Origin of the sequence: Haliea sp. E1-2-M8 (assembly GCF_030649675.1) — a bacterium.
Taxonomy (GTDB): Bacteria; Pseudomonadota; Gammaproteobacteria; order Pseudomonadales; family Halieaceae; genus Haliea.
Genome location: NZ_JAUTDR010000034.1, coordinates 18,476 through 41,656, shown reverse-complemented (window position 1 = coordinate 41,656; position 23,181 = coordinate 18,476). Strand labels below are relative to the sequence as shown.

The window sequence follows — 23,181 nt, the reverse complement described above, 5'->3', positions numbered from 1 at the left end:
TCCGGTAGCGTAGGTGTAGGAGCGCACTCTGTGCGCGACCGCCCGCGGAGCGGGCTCCCACAGGCCCCGTGCGCGATCGCCCGCCCGCAGAGCCGTTCCTACGGTAAAAACAGCGTGCAAAAGCGCCGCTGTAACTTTATTGTCACAATTTCCTCATCTAATACTCCCAAGTGGAATAGTAACGGGAGAATTGTGACCGATGAATGAACGCAAGGTGCTGATTGTCGACGACGAATTCGCGATACGCGATATGCTGCGCATGGCGCTGGAAATTGCCGAATTTCGCTGCATTGAGGCTGAAAACATCCAGGACGCGTTTACCCTGATCGTCGATGAACGCCCGGACATCGTGCTGCTGGACTGGATGCTGCCCGGGGGCAGCGGCCTCGAACTGTTGCGCCGGCTCAAGCGTACCGACACCACGCGCGACCTGCCGGTGATCATGCTCACCGCCAAGACGGCGGAAGACAATGTGATCCAGGGCCTGGATGTGGGCGCGGATGACTACATCACCAAACCCTTTGCCCCCCGGGAGCTTATCGCCCGCATCAAGGCCCTGCTGCGCCGCGCTACCGGCGGCGACGAATTGGATCGGATCCAGGTGGGTGACCTGGTGCTCGACGGTGAGAGCCGGCGCGTTTTCCTCGTCGATGAGCCTGTGGATATGGGCCCCACCGAGTTCAACCTGCTGCACTTTTTCATGTCTCATCCCGAGCGCGCCTATTCCCGCAACCAGCTTTTGGACCAGGTCTGGGGTGCCAATGTCTATGTCGAAGAGCGCACTGTGGATGTGCATATCCGGCGCCTGCGCAAGGCCCTGCAGACCGCGGTCGCTGACTACAGCGACCTGATCCAGACGGTGCGGGGCACCGGTTACCGGTTCTCCGCCCGCGGGGTTCCCGCGCGGTGAATGCTGCCGGCGCCTGGTTGGTGGAGCTGCGCCGGCTGGTTTTGCTCTCCGCTGTCGCCCTCGTGGTCGGCTGGCTGGTGGGGGCCCCCTGGCTGGTGTTGGCCCTCGCGCTGCTGGCATTGCTGGCGCGCTGGCTATATCAGCTGCAGCGCCTGCTTAGCTGGCTGGCGGACACATCGGTGGAACCGCCTGAGGCCCCCGGAATCTGGGGCGTGATCTACGACCGCCTGTACCAGGTGCAGCGTGCGGCCCAGGGGCGGCAGGCGCAGTTGCAGTCGCGGCTGGACTACCTGCAGGGATCCCTGTCTGCCATGCACGACGGCGCGGTCATGGTTACCGCCAGCGGTGCGATCGAGTGGAGCAACACGGCGGCAGAGCGGTTGCTGGGGTTGCGTTATCCCGCCGATCGCGGCCAGGCTCTGCTCAACCTGGTGCGCTTGCCCGAGTTTCATCGTTATTTCCTCGCTGCCGCCTTCGATAGTCCGCTGCAGGTGGTGCTCAAGGGGGAGCATGTGCAATACCTGCAGTTTACGGTCACCTCCTTCGGCGGCGGCGACCGGTTGGTGTTCGTGCGGGATGTCACCAAGGAAGCCAAGCTGGAGCAGATGCGGCGCGATTTTGTCGGCAACGTCTCGCACGAACTGCGCACACCGCTGACGGTCATCAAGGGTTACCTGGAAACCATTCTCGCCAACGCAGACCAGCTTGAGCAGCGCTTCCACCGGCCCCTGCAGCAAATGCAGCAGCAGGCAGCGCGCATGGAAACGCTGCTCAAGGACCTGCTCTGGCTCTCCCGAATCGAGAGCGTGCGCACCCAGCCCAGGCGCGAGCAGGTCAATATTGGCGCACTGCTGCAGGAGATGGAGGACGAGTTGCAGACTTCTCATCCCGGGCGCAAACTGGCTGTGCAACTGGAGACCGCGGAGAAGGTAGCAGGAGATTACCGGGAACTGCACAGCGCGGTATCCAACCTGGTGCTGAATGCGTTTAAATACAGCAAGGATGACACTGTTGTGACAGTGCGCTGGCGCCGGGAGGGTGAACACTTGCTGCTTTCGGTGCAGGACCGGGGTATAGGCATAGATTCCGTTCACCTGCCGCGCGTGACTGAGCGTTTTTACCGGGTGGATGACAGCCGCTCTTCGGCCACCGGCGGTACCGGTCTTGGCCTGGCCATCGTCAAGCATGTGGCGGCGGCCCATCGGGCGGAGCTGCGTATTGAGAGTACCCCCGGGGTGGGCAGCACCTTTACCCTGGTCTTTCCGGGGTAGCAGCCCCGGCGGGTGATTTTTTGCGCTGCCCGACACGGAATTGTCATAATTTTGTCACATACGGCGGTTACCGTGTGCGACTTCAACGTTGTTTAAAGACGGGAGCCCCATATGTCGATCAAAAATCTGTTCCAGGCCGCGGTCGCGGTTGCCGGCATCAGCCTCGCAAGCGCAACATTTGCGGACCTCGATCCCGACCTTCGCGATTATGAAATCGCCAGCGGTGTTTCGGGCAATCTGTCCAGCATCGGCTCCGACACCCTCGCCAACCTGATGACATTGTGGGCCGAGGAGTTCAAGCGCGCCTATCCCAACGTCAATATTCAGATACAGGCTGCCGGCTCATCCACGGCACCGACGGCATTGGTCGAGGGGACGGCCAACTTCGGCCCCATGAGTCGCGAAATGCGCGACCAGGAGATCGAAGCGTTTGAAACTCGCCATGGCTACAAGCCCACCGCGGTGCCCGTGGCCATCGATGCGCTCGCGGTCTACGTTCACAAGGATAACCCTATCGCCGGCATGACGATTGCCGAGGTGGATGCGGTATTTTCATCCACCCGCAAGTGCGGTGCTGCCGCCAATATCAGCAAGTGGGGTCAGTTGGGCCTGGGCGGCGCCTGGGAAAACCGTGATCTGCAACTGTTCGGCCGCAACTCGGTATCCGGTACCTACGGCTATTTCAAGAGCGTCGCTCTGTGCAAGGGTGATTTCAGGAACAGCGTCAATGAGCAGCCCGGGTCAGCCTCGGTAGTGCAATCAGTGTCCACATCTGTCAATGGCATCGGCTACTCGGGCATCGGCTACCGCACCTCCAGCGTGCGTACCGTCCCGTTGAGCAAGCGTGAGGGCGAAACACCGGTCGAAGCCAATGCCGAAAACTCCATCGATGGCAGCTATCCTCTGGCGCGCTTCCTGTACGTGTATATCAACAAGAATCCGAACCAGCCGCTGTCACCGCTGGAACGCGAATTCATCAAGATGGTGTTCTCGCGCCAGGGCCAGGAAGTTGTCTTGAAGGACGGCTACATTCCGCTGCCGGCTGCAGTAGTGGAGCGCTTCAGCAAACAGCTGGACCTGTAACCAACTCGGCCGATCGGGCAGGCGCCCCTTCAGGGCGGCCTGCCCGGACTTCGTACCCTACACTCGAGAGCCGCAGCCTTGGCCAGATTAAGCGAGCACGTTTCGCCCTTTACCCCCCGATGGCGCCACTTCAAGGATCGCGCGGCGACTGTCGCCGTGACGGCCGGCGGCTCCGGGGTGCTGATCGCCATCCTGCTGATCTTTTTCTACCTGCTGTATGAAGTTTTGCCCCTGTTCAGCAATGCCAGCATGGAACTGCGGGCCTCCGTCGACTCTCCCTTCGGCGAGGCGCCACTGCACCTGGCGGTTGAGGAGCAGACGGAACTGGGTTTTGGCGTCTTTGCCGACGGCACAGCACGTTTCTTTGTGCTCGACACCGGAGAACTGGTACTCAGTGAAGGCCTCGCGCCGGAACTGGGGGCCGTTACCGCAGTGGCGGCAGAGGGGGCCGAGGGCCGGTTGTTCGCGACGGCCCACAGCTCCGGCAGTATCTCCATGTACAGCCATGAGTATCGGTTGACCTATCCGGGCGGAGAGCAGGTCGTCACCCCGAGGATAGAGCGTCACTACCCTGATCTAGCGCTGGATTTTGGCCCTGTGCCGGTGGTAAAACTGGCGGTGGGCGATAACAGCGAAGGGCTGGTAGTCGCCGTCCTGAACCAGGCGGGGGAGCTGCGGGCACAGCGGGTTAATCGCGAGGAAAACTTCATCACCGGCGCCGTGTCGCTGGAGCAGGAGGAGCTGAAAATACCCGCCCTGGGCGGTGAAACTGCAGCTTTTCATATTGACGAGAACCTGGACTGGCTGTTTCGCGTGGATAAAGCCGGCGGCTTCACCGTGCTGAACCTGCGGCAGCGTGACAGCAACGGCTACCTGCAGGTGGTCAGCCAGGGTGAGCTGTTTACCGGTGGCGGGCGCCTCTCGACCAGTACCATGCTGCTGGGGGGTATCTCCCTGCTGGCGGCCTCCGACCGCGGCGAGCTGGCGCAGTTCTTCATGGTGCGCGATGGGGAGGGTGGCAATTATCTGCAGCGCATTCGCGAGTTTGATACCGGTGGCGTTGTTGTCAGCGAGTTGGTAACTGAACAGCGCCGCAAGGGCTTTCTGGCCCTGGGGCGCGACGGTGAACTGCAGATCTACCACACCACCTCCCACCGGCGTCTGCTGAGTCAGGATGCGCTGCCCCTGGGCGCGGGCGCGGCGGCGATTTCCCCGCGGGCGGACGCACTTGTCTACGTCGATAGCAACGGTGACCTGCGCAGCTGGCGTATCCACAACGAACATCCGGACATCTCCTGGTCCGCTCTCTGGAACAAGGTCTGGTACGAGAGCTATGACGAGCCCGCCTATGTTTGGCAGTCGTCCTCCGCCGACACCGATTTCGAACCCAAGTACAGTTTTGCCCCGCTGGCCTTCGGCACTCTGAAGGCCGCGTTCTACACCATGATGATTGCCGCTCCGCTAGCGATCTGTGGCGCTATCTACACTGCCTATTTCATGGCCGCACCCCTGCGGCGCAAGATCAAGCCGATGATCGAGCTGATGGAGGCGCTGCCCACGGTGATTCTGGGCTTCCTGGCGGGGCTGTGGCTGGCGCCGCTTATAGAGGACAAGCTTACCGCGGTGGTCACCCTCATGCTGGCCCTGCCGGTCGGCGTATTGCTGTTCGCCTTCCTCTGGTCACGGCTGCCGCTCTCCATTCGCTCCTGGGTGCCTGAGGGTTGGCACGCGGCGGTACTGATTCCCGTAGTGATCCTCATTGGCTACCTAAGCTTTGCCGCCAACGACAGCTTCGAGTTGCTGTTGTTCGACGGCGATATGCGCCGCTGGATCACCACAGAGCTGGGAATATCTTTCGATCAGCGCAATGCGCTGGTGGTGGGTATCGCCATGGGCATGGCGGTGATACCCACCATCTTCTCCATCGCCGAGGACGCCATCTTCTCCGTGCCCAAGCACCTGAGCTACGGCAGCCTGGCTCTGGGTGCCACACCCTGGCAGACCCTCGTGGGCGTGGTCATTCCCACCGCCAGCCCGGGGATCTTCTCGGGCCTGATGATCGGCCTGGGGCGGGCAGTGGGCGAGACCATGATTGTGCTCATGGCCACCGGCAACACGCCGATCATGGACGTCAACATCTTCGAGGGTATGCGCACGCTGTCGGCCAACATCGCGGTGGAGGTGCCGGAGGCGGAAGTGGACAGCACGCATTACCGGGTCCTGTTCCTCGCGGCATTCGTGCTCTTCATGTTCACCTTTGCGGTCAATACTATCGCCGAGCTGGTGCGACAGCGGCTGCGGGTAAAATACGGGTCCCTGTGATGAAAATGATCAACGAACAGGAGCTGCACAGTGATCGCGCTCCCGGGGTTAAATCCTGGCTGCGCAGCGGTGAGCCGCTGATCTGGCTCAACGGCGCTGCGGTGAGTGTCAGCGTGATTGCGGTAATGGGTCTGCTGCTGCTGCTCGCCGTGCGCGGCCTCAGCCACTTCTGGCCGGCGGATGTGCTGGCGGTAACGGTGAGCTACCAGGACCAGTCGCGGGAGCTGCTGGGCGAGGTGGTGGAAGAGGTCGAGGTAGTCGGCACTCAATTGGAGGGCGCAGGCATCGAGCTGCAGGGCCCGGGGCCCTTTTACCAGCGCACCCTGCTCAAGCAGGGCAACCGCGACTTCCTCGGCACCGATTTTACCTGGCTGATCAATGAGCAGTTCGGTGAGCGCCGTTTCCCCTCCGACGCGCTGGTGATCGAGCGCCTGGAATGGGGTGATTTCTACGGCTACCTGCGCGGCGTCAGCCGCTTCAATACGCCCGAGGTCACGGTCGCGGAGGAGGGGCCGGAGCTTACCTGGCAGGCGCTGCAGGAACTTATTGCCGAAACCGACGCGGTGCGCGAGCAGATTCGCCAGATCGAGCGGGTGGAGATCGGTGCGATCAACTACGAGTTGGAGCGCCTGCGCCTGCGCGAGCGTGAACTGGAGATGGACGGAGCCCTGGATGCGGCAGCGCAGGCGGATCTCGCCAGCCTGCGGGCAGAGCAGGAAGCCCGCTTCCGCGTTCTGCAGGAAGAGCTCTATGTTCTCTACGACAGTATCAAGGACCACAGCTACAGCGCCGAGCTCGCCGACGGCCGGGTAGTTACCCTGCCCATCGCCAAGGTGGTGCGCGCCTATCAGCCCAATGCCATGAGCATACCCGCCAAGGTGGGGCTGTACTTTGAACGGCTCTGGGAATTCCTTTCTGCCGAGCCCCGCGAAGCCAATACCGAGGGCGGTATTTTTCCTGCCATGTTCGGTACCGTGCTGATGGTGATCCTGATGTCCATCATCGTTACTCCCTTCGGCGTGGTCGCAGCCGTCTACCTGCGTGAATACGCCAGCCAGGGCTTCATCACCCGCACCATACGGATTGCGGTCAACAACCTGGCCGGGGTGCCATCGATCGTCTACGGCGTGTTTGGTCTCGGCTTCTTCATTTACTTCGTCGGCGGTGAACTCGACCAGCTGTTCTTCCCGGCGGCCCTGCCCCGGCCAACCTTCGGCACTCCGGGCCTGATGTGGGCCTCATTGACCCTGGCCCTGCTCACCCTGCCGGTGGTGATTGTGGCGACAGAGGAGGGCTTGTCGCGGATTCCGAAAAGCTTGCGCGAAGGGTCCCTGGCGCTGGGTGCGACCCGCGCGGAAACCCTCTGGCGGGTGGTTCTGCCCATGGCCAGTCCGGCAATGATGACGGGTCTGATCCTGGCGGTGGCCCGGGCCGCGGGCGAAGTGGCACCACTGATGCTGGTCGGCGTGGTGAAACTGGCGCCGACCCTGCCGCTGGACGGCAATTATCCCTATCTGCACCTGGACCAGAAGTTCATGCACCTGGGTTTCCACATCTATGATGTGGGTTTCCAGAGTCCCAATGTGGAGGCGGCGCGGCCTCTGGTCTATGCTACAGCACTGCTGCTGGTGCTGATCATCGCGCTGCTGAATCTCGCCGCCGTGAGCCTGCGCAACCGCCTGCGGGAACGCTACAAGTCGCTGGAACACTAGACAGGATCCCACCATGCAAACCCATGCTCTCGATATCCAGGCGCTGAAGCGCGACCAGGGCCCCTCTACGGGCCAGCTCGGGCCTGCGCACACCAGTCTGCGGATGGAAAACCTCAACCTGTTCTACAACGATGTGCAGGCCCTGTTCGATATCAATCTGGAAATCCCCCGCCAGCGGGTGACCGCCTTCATCGGCCCGAGCGGCTGCGGCAAATCCAGCCTGCTGCGCTGCATCAACCGCATGAACGACCTGGTAGATGGCTGCCGTATCAATGGCAGGCTACTGCTGGAAACTGAGGACGTATACGACCGACGGGTGGATGTCGCGGCGTTGCGCCGGCGCATCGGCATGGTGTTCCAGAAGCCCAACCCCTTTCCCAAGAGTATCTATGAAAATGTCGCCTATGGCCTGCGCATCCAGGGAATCAACAAGAAGCGGATCCTCGATGAGGTAGTGGAAAAATCCCTGCGTGCCGCGGCGCTGTGGGAGGAGGTCAAGGACCGCCTGCACGAGAGCGCCCTGGGGATGTCCGGGGGCCAGCAGCAGCGTCTGGTGATTGCCCGCACCATTGCGGTGGAGCCGGAAGTGCTGCTGCTCGACGAGCCAGCCTCGGCCCTGGACCCCATCTCCACGCTAAAGATCGAGGAGTTGATCTACGAACTCAAGTCGCGCTATACCATCGTGATCGTGACCCACAATATGCAGCAGGCAGCCCGGGTGTCGGACATGACGGCCTTCATGTACATGGGCAAGTTGATTGAGTACGACGACACCGATACGCTGTTCACCAACCCGGAACAGAAGCAGACCGAGGATTACATCACCGGTCGCTACGGCTGAGGACACTGTCATGCTGAACCAGGATAGCTATAAACAACACATATCAGCCCAGTTCAACGCCGAGCTGGAGGCCGTCAAGAACCACCTGCTGGAAATGGGTGGGCTGGTGGAGCAGCAGATCGGCAAGGCCGTGGACTCCCTCCTCAACCGTGACAGCGGCCTGGCGGAGGAGGTTATCGCGGGCGATGAGCAGGTCAATGACCTGGAAATCAGCATTGACGAGGAATGCTTTCGTATCCTCGCGCGGCGGCACCCTGCGGCCAGTGACCTCCGCCTGGTACTGGCGATTTCCAAAGTCACCACTGATCTGGAGCGCATCGGCGACGAAGCCAGTAAAATTGCCCGACAGGCGGTCAAGGCCTCCGAGGAAGCTGCGTCCAGCGCCGGGAGCTTTGTCGAGATCCGGCATATCAGCAACCACGTCGGCGAGATGTTGCGGCAAGCGCTGGATTCCTTTGCCCGCCTGGATGTCGATATGGCGGTGGAAACCGTGGTCGCCGACCGCTCCGTGGACGCCGAGTACGCCACAGCGATGCGTAGCCTGGTGACGTTCATGATGGAGGATCCGCGCACCATCGGTCCCGTGCTGGGGCAGATGTGGGCGCTGCGCAGCCTCGAGCGGGTGGGAGACCACGCCTGCAATATCGCCGAGAGCGTAGTCTACCTGGTGCGGGGGCTGGATGTGCGCCATGTCGAGCCGGATGAACTGCTCAACCAGGTGGAGGATCGACACTAGGGCAGCGCGTACTCGCTTGTCATGACAATGTCATAAAAAAGACATAAAATTGACATTAAAGCGTCATGCATCATGGCGCTGAAATAGACAGGTGAGGGCGGTACATGAGCGCAACAAGATTGGGGACGGCAGCGTGGTCTGCCGTTCTGGTAGGCATTGTGACCAGCGGCAACGCCGAGGCCGCGGTCAGCGACGCCGAATTCGAGCAGTTGCGGGCACAGATGACCGCCCTGATACAGCGGGTATCCGCGCTGGAGCAGGAAAACGCAGAACTGCGTGAAAACACTGCCCGTGCGGTTTCCGAGCTGGAGCTCACCCGGGCGCCCGATGCGGCGCCGTCCCGGCCCGCAGGTCACTGGTCCGACACGATCCGCCTCAGCGGTGACTTCCGCTACCGCTATGAAGAAATCGATATCGAAGCGCGGGATGTGCGCAGCCGGCACCGCCTGCGCGCTCGGGCGGGCCTGGTCGCGCAGCTGCCCAACTCAGTCGAAGTGGGGCTGCGCATCGCAGCGGGCAATGAAGCGCCGCCTTCAGGCAACACTACCCTGGGCAGCGGTGGCAGCAGCAAGGATCTCTTCCTCGATCAGGCCTGGGTCACCTGGAAGCCTTTCAACGGGGCTTACCTGACCGGTGGCAAGATGAAGAACAACTTCTACCGGCCGCAGGGCTCCGGCCTGTTGTGGGACTCGGACTACACGCCGGAGGGGATTGCGCTGGGCTGGTCCGGTAACGGTGTCTTTCTCAATGCCGCCGCCATTGGTCTGGAGAGCGACAGCAATCGGGCCAACCATACCTTCTACTACGGCGTGCAATCCGGGTTTACCCTGGACCTGGGAGAGCAACTCGCGTTTACAGCCGGTGCCGGTTATCTCGATATCCCCGTACAGGGGAAAACAGTCCTTTATGGTGACAGCGATGACTTTTATGGCAACAGCTTCGCTTGCGACTCCGACGGTCGCTGCACCTACAGCAACAATTTCGAGGAACTGGAGCTGTTTTCCGACCTGACCTGGAGCGGGATGGCGCTGCCGCTGGCAGTATATGCGCACTATGTGCAGAACCTGGATGCCGATGAGTACGACACGGGGTGGCTGGCGGGCGCGCGCCTGGGCAAGGCCAGTGGCGCCGGCAGCTGGGACCTGGGTTACCAATATGAGCGAGTGGAAGCCGACGCGGTGTTTGGCCTGTTGCGCGATTCCAATGTCGCCGGCGGTGGCGCCGACATCCGCGGCCATAAACTGTCCGGCCGCTACGCTATCGACAAGCAATGGCATATGGGCGTGTCTGTCTACGTCGACAATGAGTCGGGTGAAAACGCCCTTGGCGCCGGCCGCGACCTCGACCGCATAGTCCTCGACACTATATTCAAGTATTGAGCTGCTGCAGTCACACCTGGCGGGCCGCACCTGGCCGGCCACACCTCGCCGGCCACACCCGCCCGGCCCCTGTGCGGCTTGCAATGCCGCATTGCTCCAGTAGAATACCGCGCTTCCCGCACTGTGCCGACCGCAGGATTGTGCATGAGCCGCTTCTGGAGTGACCTTACCCGGCGCCTGACGCCCTACGTGCCGGGCGAACAGCCCCGCCATCAGCGGCTGGTGAAACTCAACACCAACGAAGCCCCGTACCCGCCGTCGCCGCAGGTGCTGGCGGCGATCCAGGGCATCGACGGCGAGGCCCTGCGCCGCTATCCCGACCCGGAATCCACCGCCCTGCGCCAGGCCCTGGCGAAGTACTACGGCCTGGCGGCGGATCAGGTGTTTCTGGGCAACGGCTCCGACGAAGTGCTCGCGCACACGTTTCTGGGGTTATTGCAGCAGGAGCAGCCTCTGCTGTTTCCAGACATCAGCTACAGCTTTTACCCGGTCTGGTGCCAACTCTACGGTATCGACTTCGAGCCGGTGCCTCTGGGCGAGGATTTCACCGTCGATGTCGCCGCCTACGCGCGCCCCAACGGTGGCATCATCGTGCCCAACCCGAACGCCCCCACCGGCATCCTGCTGGGCCTGGCTGATATCCGGCGCCTGTTGCAAGCCAACTCCGACCGCGTGGTAGTCATCGATGAGGCCTACATCGATTTCGGCGGCGAGTCCGCTGTCACCCTGATCAACGACTTCGCCAACCTGCTGGTCGTGCAGACCCTGTCCAAGTCCCGCGCCCTCGCCGGCCTGCGTGTCGGCATGGCATTCGGCCAGGTGCACCTGATCGACGGCCTGCAGCGGATCAAGAACTCCTTCAACTCCTATCCCCTGGACGCCATCGCCCAGCGCGCGGTCATTGCCTCACTGGCCGACGAGGACTGGTTCCAGGACAGCCGCGACAAGGTCATCGCGACCCGTGCGCGGCTCACCCGGGGGCTGGAATCGCTGGGTTTCTCCGTGCTGCCCTCGGCCGCGAACTTCGTCTTCGCCACCCCGGGCCCCGGGTGCGATGCCCAGGCGCTGTTCCTGGCGCTGCGGGAGCAGGGCATTGTCGTGCGCTATTTCGACAAGCCGCGGATTTCTGACTATCTGCGGATTACGGTGGGCACGGATGAGCAGTGCGATGCATTGCTGGAGGCGCTGCCGGCCTTGCTGGCGTGAGTCTCCTCGCGTACCCCGGTAATGTGAATCGGAGCACTGAATTCGGTTGGCGGGACGCTGGAGGGCTACAGGGACTCGCCGTGAATACATATATGGTCTCCTCCCCCTTTGCAAGGCTGGAACACTGATTCAGGGACAGGTTGCTGACATATATCCGGCCTGTTGATGGAGCCATTGATTCTTGGAGCTCCTGGCCTCGATGAGTATCCGCACCTACCGTCCTTATCATCCGAGCGGCCTCGCGGGCCGTCGTATTCACCAGGTTTTCGGCAGGTCGGTCTGACCTGTTAGTGACATCACGTGTTCGTTGCCTTCGCAACCTTGGGGTAGGTACCTCCTCTCTAATGCTCTGCTGACTGGTGAGCCTGTCTCAGGCCTAACTTGCCATTCTCGGTTGATAGGTTTCACCCCGGGCAACAATCACCCAGGCGATCCGAACTAGCTTGTTCGCCAGGGCAACAACTGCCTTGTTGTGCCCCCGCGTCTGTTTCAGGCGCATGACCCACTGACTCAGGGCATCTTTCTTGCCCGCGGCGTATCGCAGCACCGCCTGTGCGCCATTGATAATCTGTGAGCGGACATAGCGGTTTCCGCGCTTGGTGATACCCAGTAGTACTTCTCGGCCGCCTGTACTGAACTGCCTTGGAACCAGCCCCAGTGCCGCCGAAGCATCGCGCCCCCGGCGGAACTGCTGACCCCCACCTATCCAGGCCTGGAACACATTGGCAACAATGGGGCCCATGCCCGGTATCTCACACAGGCGACGGCACGTGTCATCCTCCCGCGCCTGCTCCTTCAACTGCCGGTCATACCAGACAATCTCTTCCAGCAGGCCCAGGTACCGATCGTACGCCTGTGCGAGGATGTGGCGGGCCACTACCGTCAGGCCATTGCTCGCGTCCTCCAGAACCCGGGGCACACCCACCTTGAGCGCTCTGACCCCGACAGGCAGAGCAACACCTCGTTCAGCCAGCAATGATCTCATCTGGTTACCCAGCCTCACCTGCTCTTCTTTCAGCTGCTTGCGTTGCAACACCACCAGAGCGGAGTCCTGTTGGGCTATGGTTTTGACCGGCACCGGCCGCAGATGGCCATGCAGGTGTGCCTCCGCCAGTGCCCTGGCGTCGTTGTAGTCGTTCTTCTGGCCACGCTGGTAGCTTTTGACGTGCTTGGGTGGGTAGAGCACGGCAGTATGGCCCATCTGTTCTACCTGCTGCGCTAGAAAGTGCGCACCAGAACAGGCTTCCATGACCACAGCGCTGACGCGCTGCTGGGCCAAGAAGCTCGGCGTGTCCTGCAACCCCCACCCGGATACGCGTTGCCCGGGTTCCGTGCGGATCCTGGCAGTGGCGAACAAGAAGGACTGGCGTAATCCCGTGGAGTGAGGTCGTCAAACCCGCTGCAGAATCACGCTGCCAATGCTGTAGCCCGCACCGAAGGAACACAGCACCCCGAGATCACCACTGGCAAAATCCCCGCGATGCTTGTGGAACGCAATCACTGAGCCCGCGGAACTGGTATTGGCGTACTCGTCCAGAATGGTGGGCGCTTCTGCGGCGGTGGCATCCCGGCCGAGGACCTTGCGTGAGATGAGCTGGTTCATGCTCAGATTGGCCTGGTGCAGCCACAGGCGCTTGAGGGAGTCGGGCGCGATGTTCAGGCGCTGCAGCTGCTCGGTGATCTGCTTTGCCACAGCGGGGCAGACTTCCTTGAAAACCTTGCGCCCCTCCTGCACAAACAGCTTGTCGGGCTCGCCGATACCTTCCTCGGCGGCGCGGTTGAGAAAGCCGAAGTTGTTGCGGATGTTGTTGGAGAACAGGGTCTGCAGTTTGCTGTCGACAACGCGGTAGCGCTCCGCGGCAGTGGCGCTGTCGCTGCTCTCGACGATAATCGCGGTGCAAACGTCGCCGAAGATAAAGTGGGAGTCGCGGTCGCGGAAGTTGAGATGGCCGCTGCAGATCTCGGGATTGAGGATGAGCACACAGCCCGCGCTGCCGGAGCGGATGCTGTCGCGCGCCTGCTGGATACCGAAGGTGGCGGAAGAACAGGCCACGTTCATGTCGAAGCCGAAGCCCTGGATACCCAGTGCGTCCTGCACCTCCACCGCAATAGCGGGGTAGGGCCGCTGCAGGTTGGAACAGGCGACAATCACTGCATCGATATCCACCGCGGACTTGCCAGCCTGAGCCATGGCTTCCCGGGCGGCGGCCACGGAGATTTCGCACTGCACCGAGCGACTGTTGTCCGGGCGTTCAGGAATGTGCGGAACCATGCGGTTGGGGTCGAGTACTCCGGCCTTGTCGATTACATAGCGGGATTTGATCCCCGAAGCCTTTTCAATGAATTCCGCGGAGGAGGGCTGCATGGGCGCCAAGCTGCCTGCGGTGATGGCATCTGCGTTGGCGGCATTGAATTGCTCGACCCAGGTGTTGAATGAGAAGACAAGCTCTTCGTTGCTGATGGATTGGGGTGGTGTATACAGCCCTGTGCCGCTGATAACGACGTCACTCATGACCTGCCTGTTCCCTGTTGCTGTGCCCGATGGGGCGAGTGTAACGAAAAAAGGCCGCGCGAGGGCGGCCTTGTTGGGGGCGCGTAGCCCGGGGCGCGCAGCCCGCCGCGCGGGTTCAGCCGCGTTTATCCAGCGGCACGAAGTCGCGCTGGGCGTGGCCGGTGTAGAGCTGGCGGGGTCGAGCGATCCGGTAGCTGCCGCTGATCATCTCGTGCCAGTGGGCGATCCAGCCTACCGTGCGGCCAACGGCGAAAATCACGGTAAACATGCTGGTGGGAATGCCGATGGCCTTGAGGATGATACCGGAGTAGAAGTCCACGTTGGGGTAGAGCTTTTTCTCGATAAAATAGCTGTCTTCCAGGGCGATCTGCTCGAGGCGTGTGGCGATGGCCAGCAGCGGGTCGTTGTCGATGCCCAGCTCCGCGAGTACCTCGTCGGCGGCCTCTTTCATCACCTTGGCGCGGGGGTCGAAGTTCTTGTAGACACGGTGGCCGAAACCCATCAGCCGGAACGGATCGTCCTTGTCCTTGGCGCGGGCCACGAACTCGTCAATGCGGGAGACATCGCCGATCTCCTCCAGCATTTCCAGCACTGCCTCGTTGGCGCCGCCATGGGAGGGGCCCCAGAGAGCTGCAATGCCCGCAGCCATACAGGCGAAAGGATTGGCGCCAGAGGAACCCGCCATGCGCACAGTGGAGGTGGAGGCGTTCTGCTCGTGGTCGGCGTGCAGCAGGAAGATGCGGTCCATGGCCTTGGCCAGCACGGGGCTGATGTTGCTGGGCTCACAGGGATTGCCGAACATCATGTGCAGGAAGTTCTCGGAGTAGCTCATGTTGTTGTCGGGGTACATGAACGGCTGGCCGATGGAGAACTTGTAGCTCATTGCGGCGAGGGTGGGCATCTTCGCGATCAGACGGAACGCGGCGACTTCGCGGTGATGCTCGTCCGAGATGTCCAGTGAGTCGTGATAGAACGCCGACAGCGCGCCGACTACACCGCACATGACTGCCATTGGGTGTGCGTCGCGGCGAAAACCGTTGAAGAACGTGCGAATTTGCTCGTGCACCATCGTGTGGCGCTTGACTGTGCTGACAAAGTTGTCTTTCTGCGCTTTGCTGGGCAGTTCGCCGTAGAGCAGCAGGTAGCAGGTTTCCAGGTAGTCGCTGTGCTCGGCCAGCTGGTCGATCGGGTAGCCGCGATGCAGGAGGACGCCCTCGGCGCCGTCAATGTAGGTAATCTGTGAGTCGCAGGCAGCCGTGGAGACGAAGCCGGGGTCGTAGGTAAACATGCCTTTGGCGGTGAGGCCGCCGACGTCGATAACGTCTGGGCCGATAGTGCCGGAGTAGATTGGCAGCTCGATGGTTTCATCCAGCCCGTCTACCTTCAGGGTTGCCTTTCTTTCACTCATAGGGGGTCCTGCGATGTAGTTCCGTGGGGGGCCCAACTATAGAGTCTCGACAGCTTTTGTCAATTCATCCGGGCCTATTTGCGATCATTCTGGGCGCTTCTGAGCCTATTGTCCCGAATCATGAAGTTGGGAGATCGGCGATGTTCGCGGCACTTTTTCCAACCTCGTGTCTGTGGTGTGCAGGTTTGTAATTGATCTCGCATCCTCCTATAATTCTGCGCGCTTTCCCCGCGTCCCTGAGCGGGTGGCAACAGCGTCTGGCCTTACGTGTGGCCGGCCCCATTAATCGCCCTTGTGGCGTCTGCAACGGTGGTACCTGAACTGTGAAAGACAAACGTCCTGTTAATCTGGACATCGGCAGCATGCGGCTCCCCATCACCGCATGGACATCGATTACCCATCGCGCTTCCGGTGTATTTCTTTTTGTTGCCATGGCCTTCCTGGTCTGGGCCCTGGATATGAGCCTGCGCAGCCCGGAAAGTTTTGCCTCCCTGCAATCGACCATGACCAGCCCCTTGGCCAAGGTGATCCTGTTGGTTATCGCGGCAGCCCTGATCTACCACGCTCTCGCGGGAGTCAGGCACCTGATCATGGATTTCGGCATCGGTGAGAGTCTGGAAGGCGGCATCCTTGGCGCGCGCCTGATCATCGTGCTGTCTGTTGTGCTGACACTGCTGGCGGGGGTGATGATATGGTAACTGCAGTCACAAGTTTTGGTCGCTCCGGGACGTCAGACTGGCTGGTGCAGCGGGTCAGCGGTGTCATTCTGCTCGTGTACTTCGTTTTCCTCGCCTGGGTTGTGCTCGCCGGCGTCGATTATGCCAGTTGGAAAGCGCTGTTTGGCCAGACCTGGGTCAAGGTTTTCAGCCTGATGGCCCTGCTGTCCCTGGCAGCCCACTCCTGGATTGGTCTGTGGTCGGTGGTCACGGACTACCTGACCGAGCGGATGATGGGAACCACCGGCAACGTGCTGCGCATTTCCGCGCAGCTGGTGATTGCACTGGTACTTTTTGTTTATGTGGTCTGGGGCGTACAGATCCTTTGGGGATATTGAGACATGACAGCATTGCGAACCATTTCATTTGACGGCGTCATCGTGGGTGGTGGTGGCGCGGGCATGCGCGCCGCGCTGCAGCTGGCCCAGTCAGGCTACAAGACCGCGGTAATCTCCAAGGTGTTCCCGACCCGTTCCCACACTGTTTCCGCCCAGGGCGGCATCACCTGTGCCATTGCCAGCGCCGATCCGAATGATGACTGGCGCTGGCACATGTACGACACCGTCAAGGGCTCCGACTACATCGGCGACCAGGACGCCATCGAATACATGTGCAGCGTCGGTCCGGAGGCGGTGTTCGAGTTGGAGCACATGGGCCTGCCCTTCTCCCGCACGGAAGAGGGCCGCATCTACCAGCGCCCTTTCGGCGGCCAGTCCAAGGGTCCTGACAACCCGACCCAGGCGGCCCGCACCTGTGCTGCAGCTGACCGTACCGGTCACGCCCTGCTGCACACCCTGTACCAGGGCAATCTGAAGAACCAGACTGTATTCTTCAACGAGTGGTACGCCACCGACCTGGTCAAGAACCAGGATGGCGCGGTGGTTGGGGTGATTGCCATCTGCATGGAAACCGGCGAGACCGTTTACGTCAAAGCCAAGGCGACGGTGTTTGCCACCGGCGGCGCCGGGCGTATCTACGCCTCGACCACCAACGCCCACATCAACACCGGCGACGGTATCGGCATGGCCCTGCGCGCCGGCTTCCCGGTGCAGGACATCGAGATGTGGCAGTTCCACCCCACCGGTATCTATGGCGCCGGCACCCTGGTGACCGAAGGCTGCCGCGGCGAGGGCGGCTACCTGATCAACAAGGACGGCGAGCGCTTCATGGAGCGCTATGCGCCCAATGCCAAGGATCTGGCGGGTCGCGACGTGGTCGCGCGCTCCATGGTTCTGGAGATCCTTGAGGGCCGCGGCTGTGGCCCCGAGGGTGACCACGTGTTGCTCAAGCTCGATCACCTGGGCGAGGAGGTGCTGGAGTCGCGCCTGCCGGGCATCTGTGAGCTGTCGCGCACCTTTGCCCACGTCGATCCGGTGAAGGAGCCGATTCCGGTGGTTCCGACCTGTCATTACATGATGGGTGGCATCCCCACCAACGTCCATGGCCAGGCCCTGACCGTGGATGCGCAAGGCAATGACCAGATCATCCCCGGCCTGTACGCCTGTGGTGAGGTCGCCTGTGTCTCCGTGCATGGCGCCAACCGCCTGGGTGGCAATTCGCTGCTGGACCTGGTGGTATTTGGTCGCGCTTCCGGCCTGTTCATCGAGAGTGCGCTGCGCGAGGGGATCGAGCTGCGCGATGCCAGTGCCTCGGATATCGAGCAGGGCATGTCCCGGCTCAACAAGCTCAACGAGGCCACCGGCAGCGACAAGATTCCGGACCTGCGCAAAGAGTTGCAAAGTATCATGCAGAACTACTTCGGTGTGTTCCGCAAGGGCGAGTTCATGCAGGAAGGCATTCGCAAGCTGGCGGATCTGCGCGGCCGCATCGAAGGCGCCGCCCTGCCCGACAAAAGCAGCACCTTCAATACCGCCCGTATCGAGGCGCTGGAGTTGCACAACCTGCTGGAAGTGGCCGAGGCCACGGCGATTACCGCCGAGGCCCGCAACGAAAGCCGCGGCGCCCACGCCCGCGACGATTTCCAGGAGCGGGACGATGAGAACTGGCTGTGTCATTCCATGTACTACCCGGGCGAGAAGCGGGTCGGCAAGCGCGGCGTGAACTTCAAGCCGCTGACCGTACCGACCTTCGAGCCCAAGGCCCGTACGTATTAATCGCTGCGTAGCTACCCAGAGGTCACAAGCATGTTGCAAGTAAGTATTTATCGCTACAACCCGGAAACCGACCAGAAGCCCTGGATGCAGGATTTCCAGTTCGACACCGAGGGCAAGGACCTGATGGTGCTGGATGTGCTCGAGCAGCTCAAGGCGCAGGACAGCTCGGTGACCTACCGCCGGTCTTGCCGCGAAGGCGTGTGCGGCTCCGATGGCGTGAACATCAATGGCAAGAACGGGCTGGCCTGCATTACCCCCCTTTCTGCCACCGTCAAGAACAACAAGCTGGTGATCCGCCCGCTGCCGGGCCTGCCGGTGATTCGCGACCTGGTCGTGGACATGAGCCTGTTTTATGCCCAGTACGAAAAGATCCAGCCCTATTTGCAGAACGATACGCCGGCGCCCGCGATCGAGCGCCTGCAATCGCCGGAAGACCGGGCCAAGCTGGATGGTCTCTACGAGTGTATACTGTGTGCCTGCTGTTCCAGCAGCTGCCCCTCGTTCTGGTGGAACCCGGACCGCTTTGTCGGCCCGGCGGGCCTGTTGCAGGCGTACCGCTTCCTGGCGGACAGCCGCGACACCGCCACCGACGAGCGCCTGTCGCGGCTGGATGACCCCTTCAGCGTGTTCCGTTGTCACGGCATCCAGAACTGTGTCAATGTGTGTCCCAAGGGGCTGAATCCGACCCGCGCGATCGGCCACATCCGCACGATGCTGCTGACCCGGGCAACCTGAACAAGCATATGGTGAGACCAGCCGGGTCACCGCCGGCCTGAAAGCAACCCGGAAGGGCATGATGCAAGACAGTCCAATGGAGCTCCTGCGCAGGAGCTCGCATATTGCCGGCGGCAACGCCAGCTACGTGGAGGATTTGTACGAATCCTATCTGCTGGATCCCAATGGGGTCCCGGAACAGTGGCGGGACTATTTTGACAAACTGCCCAGGGTGGATTCGCCGTCGGCCCTGATCCAGGACATTCCCCATTCCACGATCCGCGACCGCTTCGCCCAGATCAGCAAGATGCGGGTGCGCACCGAAGCCACCGTGGCGCACGATTCCCAGGCTACCGATTACGAGCGCAAACAGGTCAAGGTGGTGCAGTTGGTGTCCGCCTATCGCCAGCGCGGCCATCAGAAGGCCAGCCTGGACCCCCTCAGCCTGCATGTGCGCGAACATGTGCCGGACCTGGACCTCGCCTTTCACCAGCTGTCCGCGGCGGACCTGGAGACCGTGTTCCAGACTGGCAGCATGTATATCGGCAAGGCCGACGCAACCCTCGGTGAGATCGTCGAAGCCCTGGAACGCACCTACTGCCACACCATCGGCGCCGAGTTCATGCACATTGTCGATACCGAGCAGCGGCACTGGATCATGCAGCGCATGGAATCTGTGCGCTCCGCGCCCAATTTTTCCACGGATGTTCGCAAACAGCTGCTGCGGCGGCTGATCAAGGCCGAGGGGCTGGAGAAATCCCTGGGTTCCAAGTACCCCGGCACCAAACGTTTTGGGCTGGAGGGCGGTGAGTCGCTGATCCCCATGATGTCGGAGATGGTGCAGCGCAGCGGCTCCTACGGCGCCAAGGAAATCGTGATTGGCATGGCCCACCGCGGTCGACTCAACGTGCTGGTCAACATTTTCGGCAAGAATCCCTCGGATCTGTTTGCAGAATTCGAGGGCAGGGCGGTTTACGACAAGTCCGGTGACGTCAAATACCACCAGGGCTTCTCCTCCAACGTGATGACACCGGGTGGAGAAGTGCACCTGGCGCTGGCGTTCAACCCCTCGCACCTGGAGATCGTGTCCCCGGTGGTGGAGGGGTCGGTGCGCGCCCGTCAGGACCGCCGCCAGGATCCGAAGGGCGACACCGTGGTGCCGATCGTGCTCCACGGCGACGCCGCCTTTGCCGGGCAGGGCGTGGTGATGGAAACCTTCCAGATGTCCCAGACCCGGGGCTACAAGACCGGCGGAACCCTGCACATAGTGTTGAACAACCAGGTCGGGTTCACTACCAGTGATCGCGAGGATGCGCGCTCCACCGAGTACTGCACCGATGTCGCCAAGATGGTTCAAGCGCCGATTTTCCACGTCAATGCGGATGATCCGGAAGCGGTGCACTTCGTGACCCATCTGGCGGTGGATTTCCGCAATTCGTTCAATCGCGACGTGGTGATCGACCTGATCTGCTACCGGCGCCGCGGCCACAACGAAGCCGACGAGCCCGCCGTGACCCAGCCCCTGATGTACGAGCGGATACGCAAGCACAAGACGACCCGGGATCTGTACGCGGCCCGGTTGATAGAGCAGGGCGTAATTACCGCCGAGGATGACGAGTACCTGGTCAATGCCTACCGGGAGTCTCTGGATCGGGGTGAGCCGCTGGTAAGCGGCCTGGTGTCGGAGCCCAACGCCAGCCTGTTTGTCGATTGGGCGCCTTATCTGGGCCACGACTGGACCCTGCACTGCGATACCCACATGGACCTGCACGCCCTGCAGACTCTGGCTCACGATACCAACCTGGCGCCGGAGAATTTTCCGCTGCAGCGCCAGGTCGCCAAAATTCTTGAAGACCGGCGCAAGATGGCCGCCGGTGCCCTGGCCCTGAACTGGGGCGCGGCGGAAACCCTGGCCTATGCCAGTCTGTTGCAGGCGGGCTATCCCGTGCGCCTCACCGGCCAGGACGTCGGTAGAGGCACCTTCTCCCACCGCCACGCGGTGCTGCACAACCAGAAAGACGGCAGTCGCCACATCCCCCTGCAGCACATCAGCGACGAACAGGCGCCGTTTGTTATCTACGACTCGCTGTTGTCGGAAGAGGCGGTACTTGCTTTTGAGTATGGCTACTCCACCACCTCGCCCACGGGCCTGGTGATCTGGGAGGCCCAGTTTGGGGATTTCGCCAATGGTGCCCAGGTCGTGATCGACCAGTTCATCACCAGCGGCGAACACAAGTGGTCGCGCCTCTGTGGCCTGACCATGCTGCTGCCCCACGGCTACGAAGGCCAGGGCCCCGAGCACTCTTCTGCCCGCCTCGAGCGGTTCATGCAGCTGTGTGCGGAGCACAATATTCAGGTCTGCGTGCCCAGCACCCCGGCACAGGTATTCCACATGCTGCGGCGCCAGGCCATCCGCCCGCTACGCAAGCCGCTGGTGGTAATGTCGCCGAAGAGTCTGCTGCGGCACAAGGAAGCGGTTTCCTCGCTGGAAGATCTGGCCAACGGCCGTTTCCACAACGTGCTGGATGAAACCGAGGCTCTCGACAAGAGCGCGGTCAAGCGGGTCGTGCTCTGCAGCGGCAAGGTCTACTACGACCTGCTCGCAGTTCGCCGCGAGCGCGGCATCGAAGATGTCGCGCTGATCCGGCTGGAACAGCTCTACCCGTTTCCGGAAGCGGAACTGCTCCAGGTGCTGGGCAATTATCCCAATATCACCGATGCGGCCTGGTGTCAGGAAGAACCCCAGAATCAGGGTGCCTGGTATTCCAGCCAGCACCACATGCGCCGGGTAATGTTTTCCCACAAGCAGGAGGTGTACCTGCGCTATGTGGGGCGCGACTCTTCCGCCTCGCCTGCAGCGGGCTATATGGCGTTGCACCTGGCGCAGCAGGAAGAATTTATCAATGATGCCCTGGGGCCCACCGGGTCCGGGCAGCGCTAGCACTTTCCAAAGGAATCGAAATGGCGATTGAAATCAAGGCTCCGACCTTCCCCGAATCTGTAGCGGACGGGGAAATCGCGGCCTGGCACAAGCAGGAAGGCGAAGCGGTTTCCCGCGATGAGCTGATACTGGAGATCGAAACCGACAAGGTGGTGATGGAAGTGGTGGCGCCGGAGGATGGCGTTATCAGCAAGATTCACGCGGCGGAGGGCGAGACCATCCAGAGCGCACAGTTGCTGGCGACGCTGGAACCAGGCGCCACCGCCAATGGCGACTCGGCGGAGCAGCCGACAGAGAAGCCCCAAGAAAAACCTGCAGAGAAGGCGGCGGATGCTACTGCGGAAGCGCATGACAGCAAAGCCAGGGAAGCGGCGGAAGCACGCATGGGTCCCGCGGCGCGCCAGCTGGTGGAAGAGCACAAGCTTGATCCGGCGGCGATTGCCGGCACTGGCAAGGACGGGCGCGTGACCAAGGAAGACGTGCTGGCGCACATGAAGGAAGCGCCGGCGAAGCAGCCTGCTGCGCCGGCCGCGGCGGATAACGACCCCAAGGGCGCGGCGCCGGCGATGCCACAAGTGCCTGCGGGCCCCACCGCCGAGCGCGTGGAGAAACGTGTGCCCATGACCCGCATGCGTGCGCGGATTGCCGAGCGCCTGCTGGAAGCGACCCGTGGCACCGCCATGCTGACCACCTTCAACGAGGTCAACATGGCGCCGGTTATGGGCCTGCGTGAAAAGTACAAGGAACAGTTCGAGAAGACCCACAACGGAACCCGTCTCGGCTTCATGGGCTTTTTCGTCAAGGCCTGCTGCGAGGCGCTCAAGCGCTTCCCCGAAGTCAATGCGTCTGTCGACGGCAACGACGTGGTCTATCACGGCTACCAGGATATCGGCGTCGCCGTGTCTACCCCCGGTGGCCTGGTAGTGCCGGTACTGCGCGATGCGGATTTCATGAGCCTGGCAGATGTCGAAGCGGCAGTCCGCGACCTCGGTCTGCGCGCCCGGGACAACAAGCTGACCATCGACGACATGACCGGGGGTACCTTTACCTTGACCAACGGCGGCGTCTTTGGTTCGCTGCTGTCGACGCCCATTCTCAACCCGCCGCAGACCGGTATTCTCGGCATGCACAAGATCCAGGAACGGCCCATGGCGGTGAACGGGCAAGTGGTGATCCTGCCAATGATGTACCTGGCCCTGTCCTACGACCACCGCCTGATTGATGGCAAGACTGCGGTGCAGTTCCTGGTGGCGGTCAAGGACCTGATTGAAGACCCGGCGCGCATCCTGCTGCAACTGTAAACACAACGGAATTGG

Annotated in this window: 19 protein-coding genes; 16 read left to right on the top strand and 3 right to left on the bottom strand. The window is 61.8% G+C overall.

Going from position 1 to position 23,181, the window contains the following annotated elements:
- The first annotated feature begins 199 nt into the window (after positions 1-199).
- The 9 genes from phoB to hisC all read left to right on the top strand — a co-directional run bounded on the left by phoB (position 200) and on the right by hisC (position 11,460).
- Positions 200-910, top strand: a complete 711-nt coding sequence (gene phoB, locus Q6D67_RS19755; protein ID WP_304707394.1) for a phosphate regulon transcriptional regulator PhoB — start codon at positions 200-202, stop codon at positions 908-910.
- Positions 907-2,181 (top strand): phosphate regulon sensor histidine kinase PhoR, encoded by a 1,275-nt coding sequence (phoR, locus tag Q6D67_RS19750; protein WP_304707393.1) that lies wholly within the window; start codon positions 907-909, stop codon positions 2,179-2,181. The genes phoB and phoR overlap by 4 nt, the downstream gene beginning before the upstream one ends.
- A gap of 111 nt (positions 2,182-2,292) precedes the next feature.
- Positions 2,293-3,264, top strand: coding sequence for a PstS family phosphate ABC transporter substrate-binding protein (locus tag Q6D67_RS19745; protein ID WP_304707392.1), 972 nt, complete (start codon positions 2,293-2,295; stop codon positions 3,262-3,264).
- 78 nt (positions 3,265-3,342) lie between these two features.
- A complete protein-coding gene (locus tag Q6D67_RS19740) occupies positions 3,343-5,586 on the top strand; it encodes an ABC transporter permease subunit (RefSeq protein WP_304707391.1) in 2,244 nt (747 codons plus the stop codon).
- Complete coding sequence (gene pstA / locus Q6D67_RS19735; protein WP_370552001.1) at positions 5,586-7,298, top strand: phosphate ABC transporter permease PstA; 1,713 nt, start codon at positions 5,586-5,588, stop codon at positions 7,296-7,298. The genes Q6D67_RS19740 and pstA overlap by 1 nt, the downstream gene beginning before the upstream one ends.
- Positions 7,299-7,401: 103 nt before the next feature.
- Complete coding sequence (gene pstB / locus Q6D67_RS19730) at positions 7,402-8,139, top strand: phosphate ABC transporter ATP-binding protein PstB (protein WP_304707396.1); 738 nt, start codon at positions 7,402-7,404, stop codon at positions 8,137-8,139.
- Positions 8,140-8,149: 10 nt separating this feature from the next.
- Entirely contained in the window at positions 8,150-8,875 is a 726-nt protein-coding gene (gene phoU / locus Q6D67_RS19725; RefSeq protein ID WP_304707390.1) for a phosphate signaling complex protein PhoU, read from the top strand.
- A 104-nt stretch (positions 8,876-8,979) separates the two neighbouring features.
- Positions 8,980-10,254 carry a putative porin gene (locus tag Q6D67_RS19720; protein WP_304707389.1) on the top strand — a complete coding sequence of 425 codons (1,275 nt, stop codon included), beginning with the start codon at positions 8,980-8,982 and terminating at the stop codon, positions 10,252-10,254.
- A 144-nt stretch (positions 10,255-10,398) separates the two neighbouring features.
- The gene (gene hisC, locus Q6D67_RS19715) at positions 10,399-11,460 is read left to right on the top strand and encodes a histidinol-phosphate transaminase (RefSeq protein ID WP_304707388.1); all 1,062 of its coding nucleotides are present in this window, start codon (positions 10,399-10,401) and stop codon (positions 11,458-11,460) included.
- 376 nt (positions 11,461-11,836) lie between these two features.
- Here the strand turns inward: hisC and Q6D67_RS19710 are convergent, their stop codons facing one another.
- A complete protein-coding gene (locus Q6D67_RS19710; protein ID WP_304707387.1) occupies positions 11,837-12,709 on the bottom strand; it encodes an IS110 family transposase in 873 nt (290 codons plus the stop codon).
- Between Q6D67_RS19710 and Q6D67_RS19705 the strand changes: the two genes are divergently transcribed.
- Positions 12,708-12,845 (top strand): hypothetical protein, encoded by a 138-nt coding sequence (locus Q6D67_RS19705; protein WP_304707386.1) that lies wholly within the window; start codon positions 12,708-12,710, stop codon positions 12,843-12,845. The genes Q6D67_RS19710 and Q6D67_RS19705 overlap by 2 nt on opposite strands.
- A 5-nt stretch (positions 12,846-12,850) precedes the next feature.
- Here the strand turns inward: Q6D67_RS19705 and Q6D67_RS19700 are convergent, their stop codons facing one another.
- Both Q6D67_RS19700 and gltA read right to left on the bottom strand, forming a co-directional pair.
- Positions 12,851-13,972 carry a beta-ketoacyl-ACP synthase III gene (locus Q6D67_RS19700; RefSeq protein ID WP_304707385.1) on the bottom strand — a complete coding sequence of 374 codons (1,122 nt, stop codon included), beginning with the start codon at positions 13,970-13,972 and terminating at the stop codon, positions 12,851-12,853.
- Between the two features lie 115 nt (positions 13,973-14,087).
- Entirely contained in the window at positions 14,088-15,380 is a 1,293-nt protein-coding gene (gltA, locus tag Q6D67_RS19695; RefSeq protein ID WP_304707384.1) for a citrate synthase, read from the bottom strand.
- A gap of 323 nt (positions 15,381-15,703) precedes the next feature.
- On the opposite strand from gltA, the gene sdhC reads away from it, so the two are divergent.
- From sdhC to odhB, 6 genes are all read left to right on the top strand, one after another.
- The gene (gene sdhC / locus Q6D67_RS19690; RefSeq protein WP_304707383.1) at positions 15,704-16,078 is read left to right on the top strand and encodes a succinate dehydrogenase, cytochrome b556 subunit; all 375 of its coding nucleotides are present in this window, start codon (positions 15,704-15,706) and stop codon (positions 16,076-16,078) included.
- Positions 16,072-16,434 (top strand): succinate dehydrogenase, hydrophobic membrane anchor protein, encoded by a 363-nt coding sequence (gene sdhD / locus Q6D67_RS19685; RefSeq protein ID WP_304707382.1) that lies wholly within the window; start codon positions 16,072-16,074, stop codon positions 16,432-16,434. The genes sdhC and sdhD overlap by 7 nt, the downstream gene beginning before the upstream one ends.
- 3 nt (positions 16,435-16,437) lie before the next feature.
- Positions 16,438-18,210, top strand: a complete 1,773-nt coding sequence (sdhA, locus tag Q6D67_RS19680) for a succinate dehydrogenase flavoprotein subunit (protein ID WP_304707381.1) — start codon at positions 16,438-16,440, stop codon at positions 18,208-18,210.
- Positions 18,211-18,240: 30 nt separating this feature from the next.
- The gene (locus Q6D67_RS19675) at positions 18,241-18,945 is read left to right on the top strand and encodes a succinate dehydrogenase iron-sulfur subunit (RefSeq protein WP_304707380.1); all 705 of its coding nucleotides are present in this window, start codon (positions 18,241-18,243) and stop codon (positions 18,943-18,945) included.
- A gap of 61 nt (positions 18,946-19,006) precedes the next feature.
- Positions 19,007-21,865, top strand: coding sequence for a 2-oxoglutarate dehydrogenase E1 component (locus Q6D67_RS19670; RefSeq protein ID WP_304707395.1), 2,859 nt, complete (start codon positions 19,007-19,009; stop codon positions 21,863-21,865).
- Between the two features lie 20 nt (positions 21,866-21,885).
- A complete protein-coding gene (odhB, locus tag Q6D67_RS19665) occupies positions 21,886-23,166 on the top strand; it encodes a 2-oxoglutarate dehydrogenase complex dihydrolipoyllysine-residue succinyltransferase (protein WP_304707379.1) in 1,281 nt (426 codons plus the stop codon).
- Positions 23,167-23,181: the final 15 nt, after the last annotated feature.

Bases quoted from the DNA above. Each gene is read 5' to 3' on its own strand.
- Q6D67_RS19670 (WP_304707395.1), top strand. From the start codon at position 19,007: ATGCAAGACAGTCCAATGGAGCTCCTGCGCAGGAGCTCGCATATTGCC.
- phoU (WP_304707390.1), top strand. From the start codon at position 8,150: ATGCTGAACCAGGATAGCTATAAACAACACATATCAGCCCAGTTCAAC.
- Q6D67_RS19745 (WP_304707392.1), top strand. From the start codon at position 2,293: ATGTCGATCAAAAATCTGTTCCAGGCCGCGGTCGCGGTTGCCGGCATC.
- Q6D67_RS19710 (WP_304707387.1), bottom strand. From the start codon at position 12,709: ATGGAAGCCTGTTCTGGTGCGCACTTTCTAGCGCAGCAGGTAGAACAG.
- Q6D67_RS19720 (WP_304707389.1), top strand. From the start codon at position 8,980: ATGAGCGCAACAAGATTGGGGACGGCAGCGTGGTCTGCCGTTCTGGTA.
- sdhD (WP_304707382.1), top strand. From the start codon at position 16,072: ATGGTAACTGCAGTCACAAGTTTTGGTCGCTCCGGGACGTCAGACTGG.
- pstA (WP_370552001.1), top strand. From the start codon at position 5,586: ATGAAAATGATCAACGAACAGGAGCTGCACAGTGATCGCGCTCCCGGG.
- gltA (WP_304707384.1), bottom strand. From the start codon at position 15,380: ATGAGTGAAAGAAAGGCAACCCTGAAGGTAGACGGGCTGGATGAAACC.
- pstB (WP_304707396.1), top strand. From the start codon at position 7,402: ATGGAAAACCTCAACCTGTTCTACAACGATGTGCAGGCCCTGTTCGAT.
- hisC (WP_304707388.1), top strand. From the start codon at position 10,399: ATGAGCCGCTTCTGGAGTGACCTTACCCGGCGCCTGACGCCCTACGTG.
- odhB (WP_304707379.1), top strand. From the start codon at position 21,886: ATGGCGATTGAAATCAAGGCTCCGACCTTCCCCGAATCTGTAGCGGAC.
- Q6D67_RS19675 (WP_304707380.1), top strand. From the start codon at position 18,241: ATGTTGCAAGTAAGTATTTATCGCTACAACCCGGAAACCGACCAGAAG.
- Q6D67_RS19705 (WP_304707386.1), top strand. From the start codon at position 12,708: ATGACCACAGCGCTGACGCGCTGCTGGGCCAAGAAGCTCGGCGTGTCC.
- Q6D67_RS19700 (WP_304707385.1), bottom strand. From the start codon at position 13,972: ATGAGTGACGTCGTTATCAGCGGCACAGGGCTGTATACACCACCCCAA.
- phoB (WP_304707394.1), top strand. From the start codon at position 200: ATGAATGAACGCAAGGTGCTGATTGTCGACGACGAATTCGCGATACGC.
- sdhA (WP_304707381.1), top strand. From the start codon at position 16,438: ATGACAGCATTGCGAACCATTTCATTTGACGGCGTCATCGTGGGTGGT.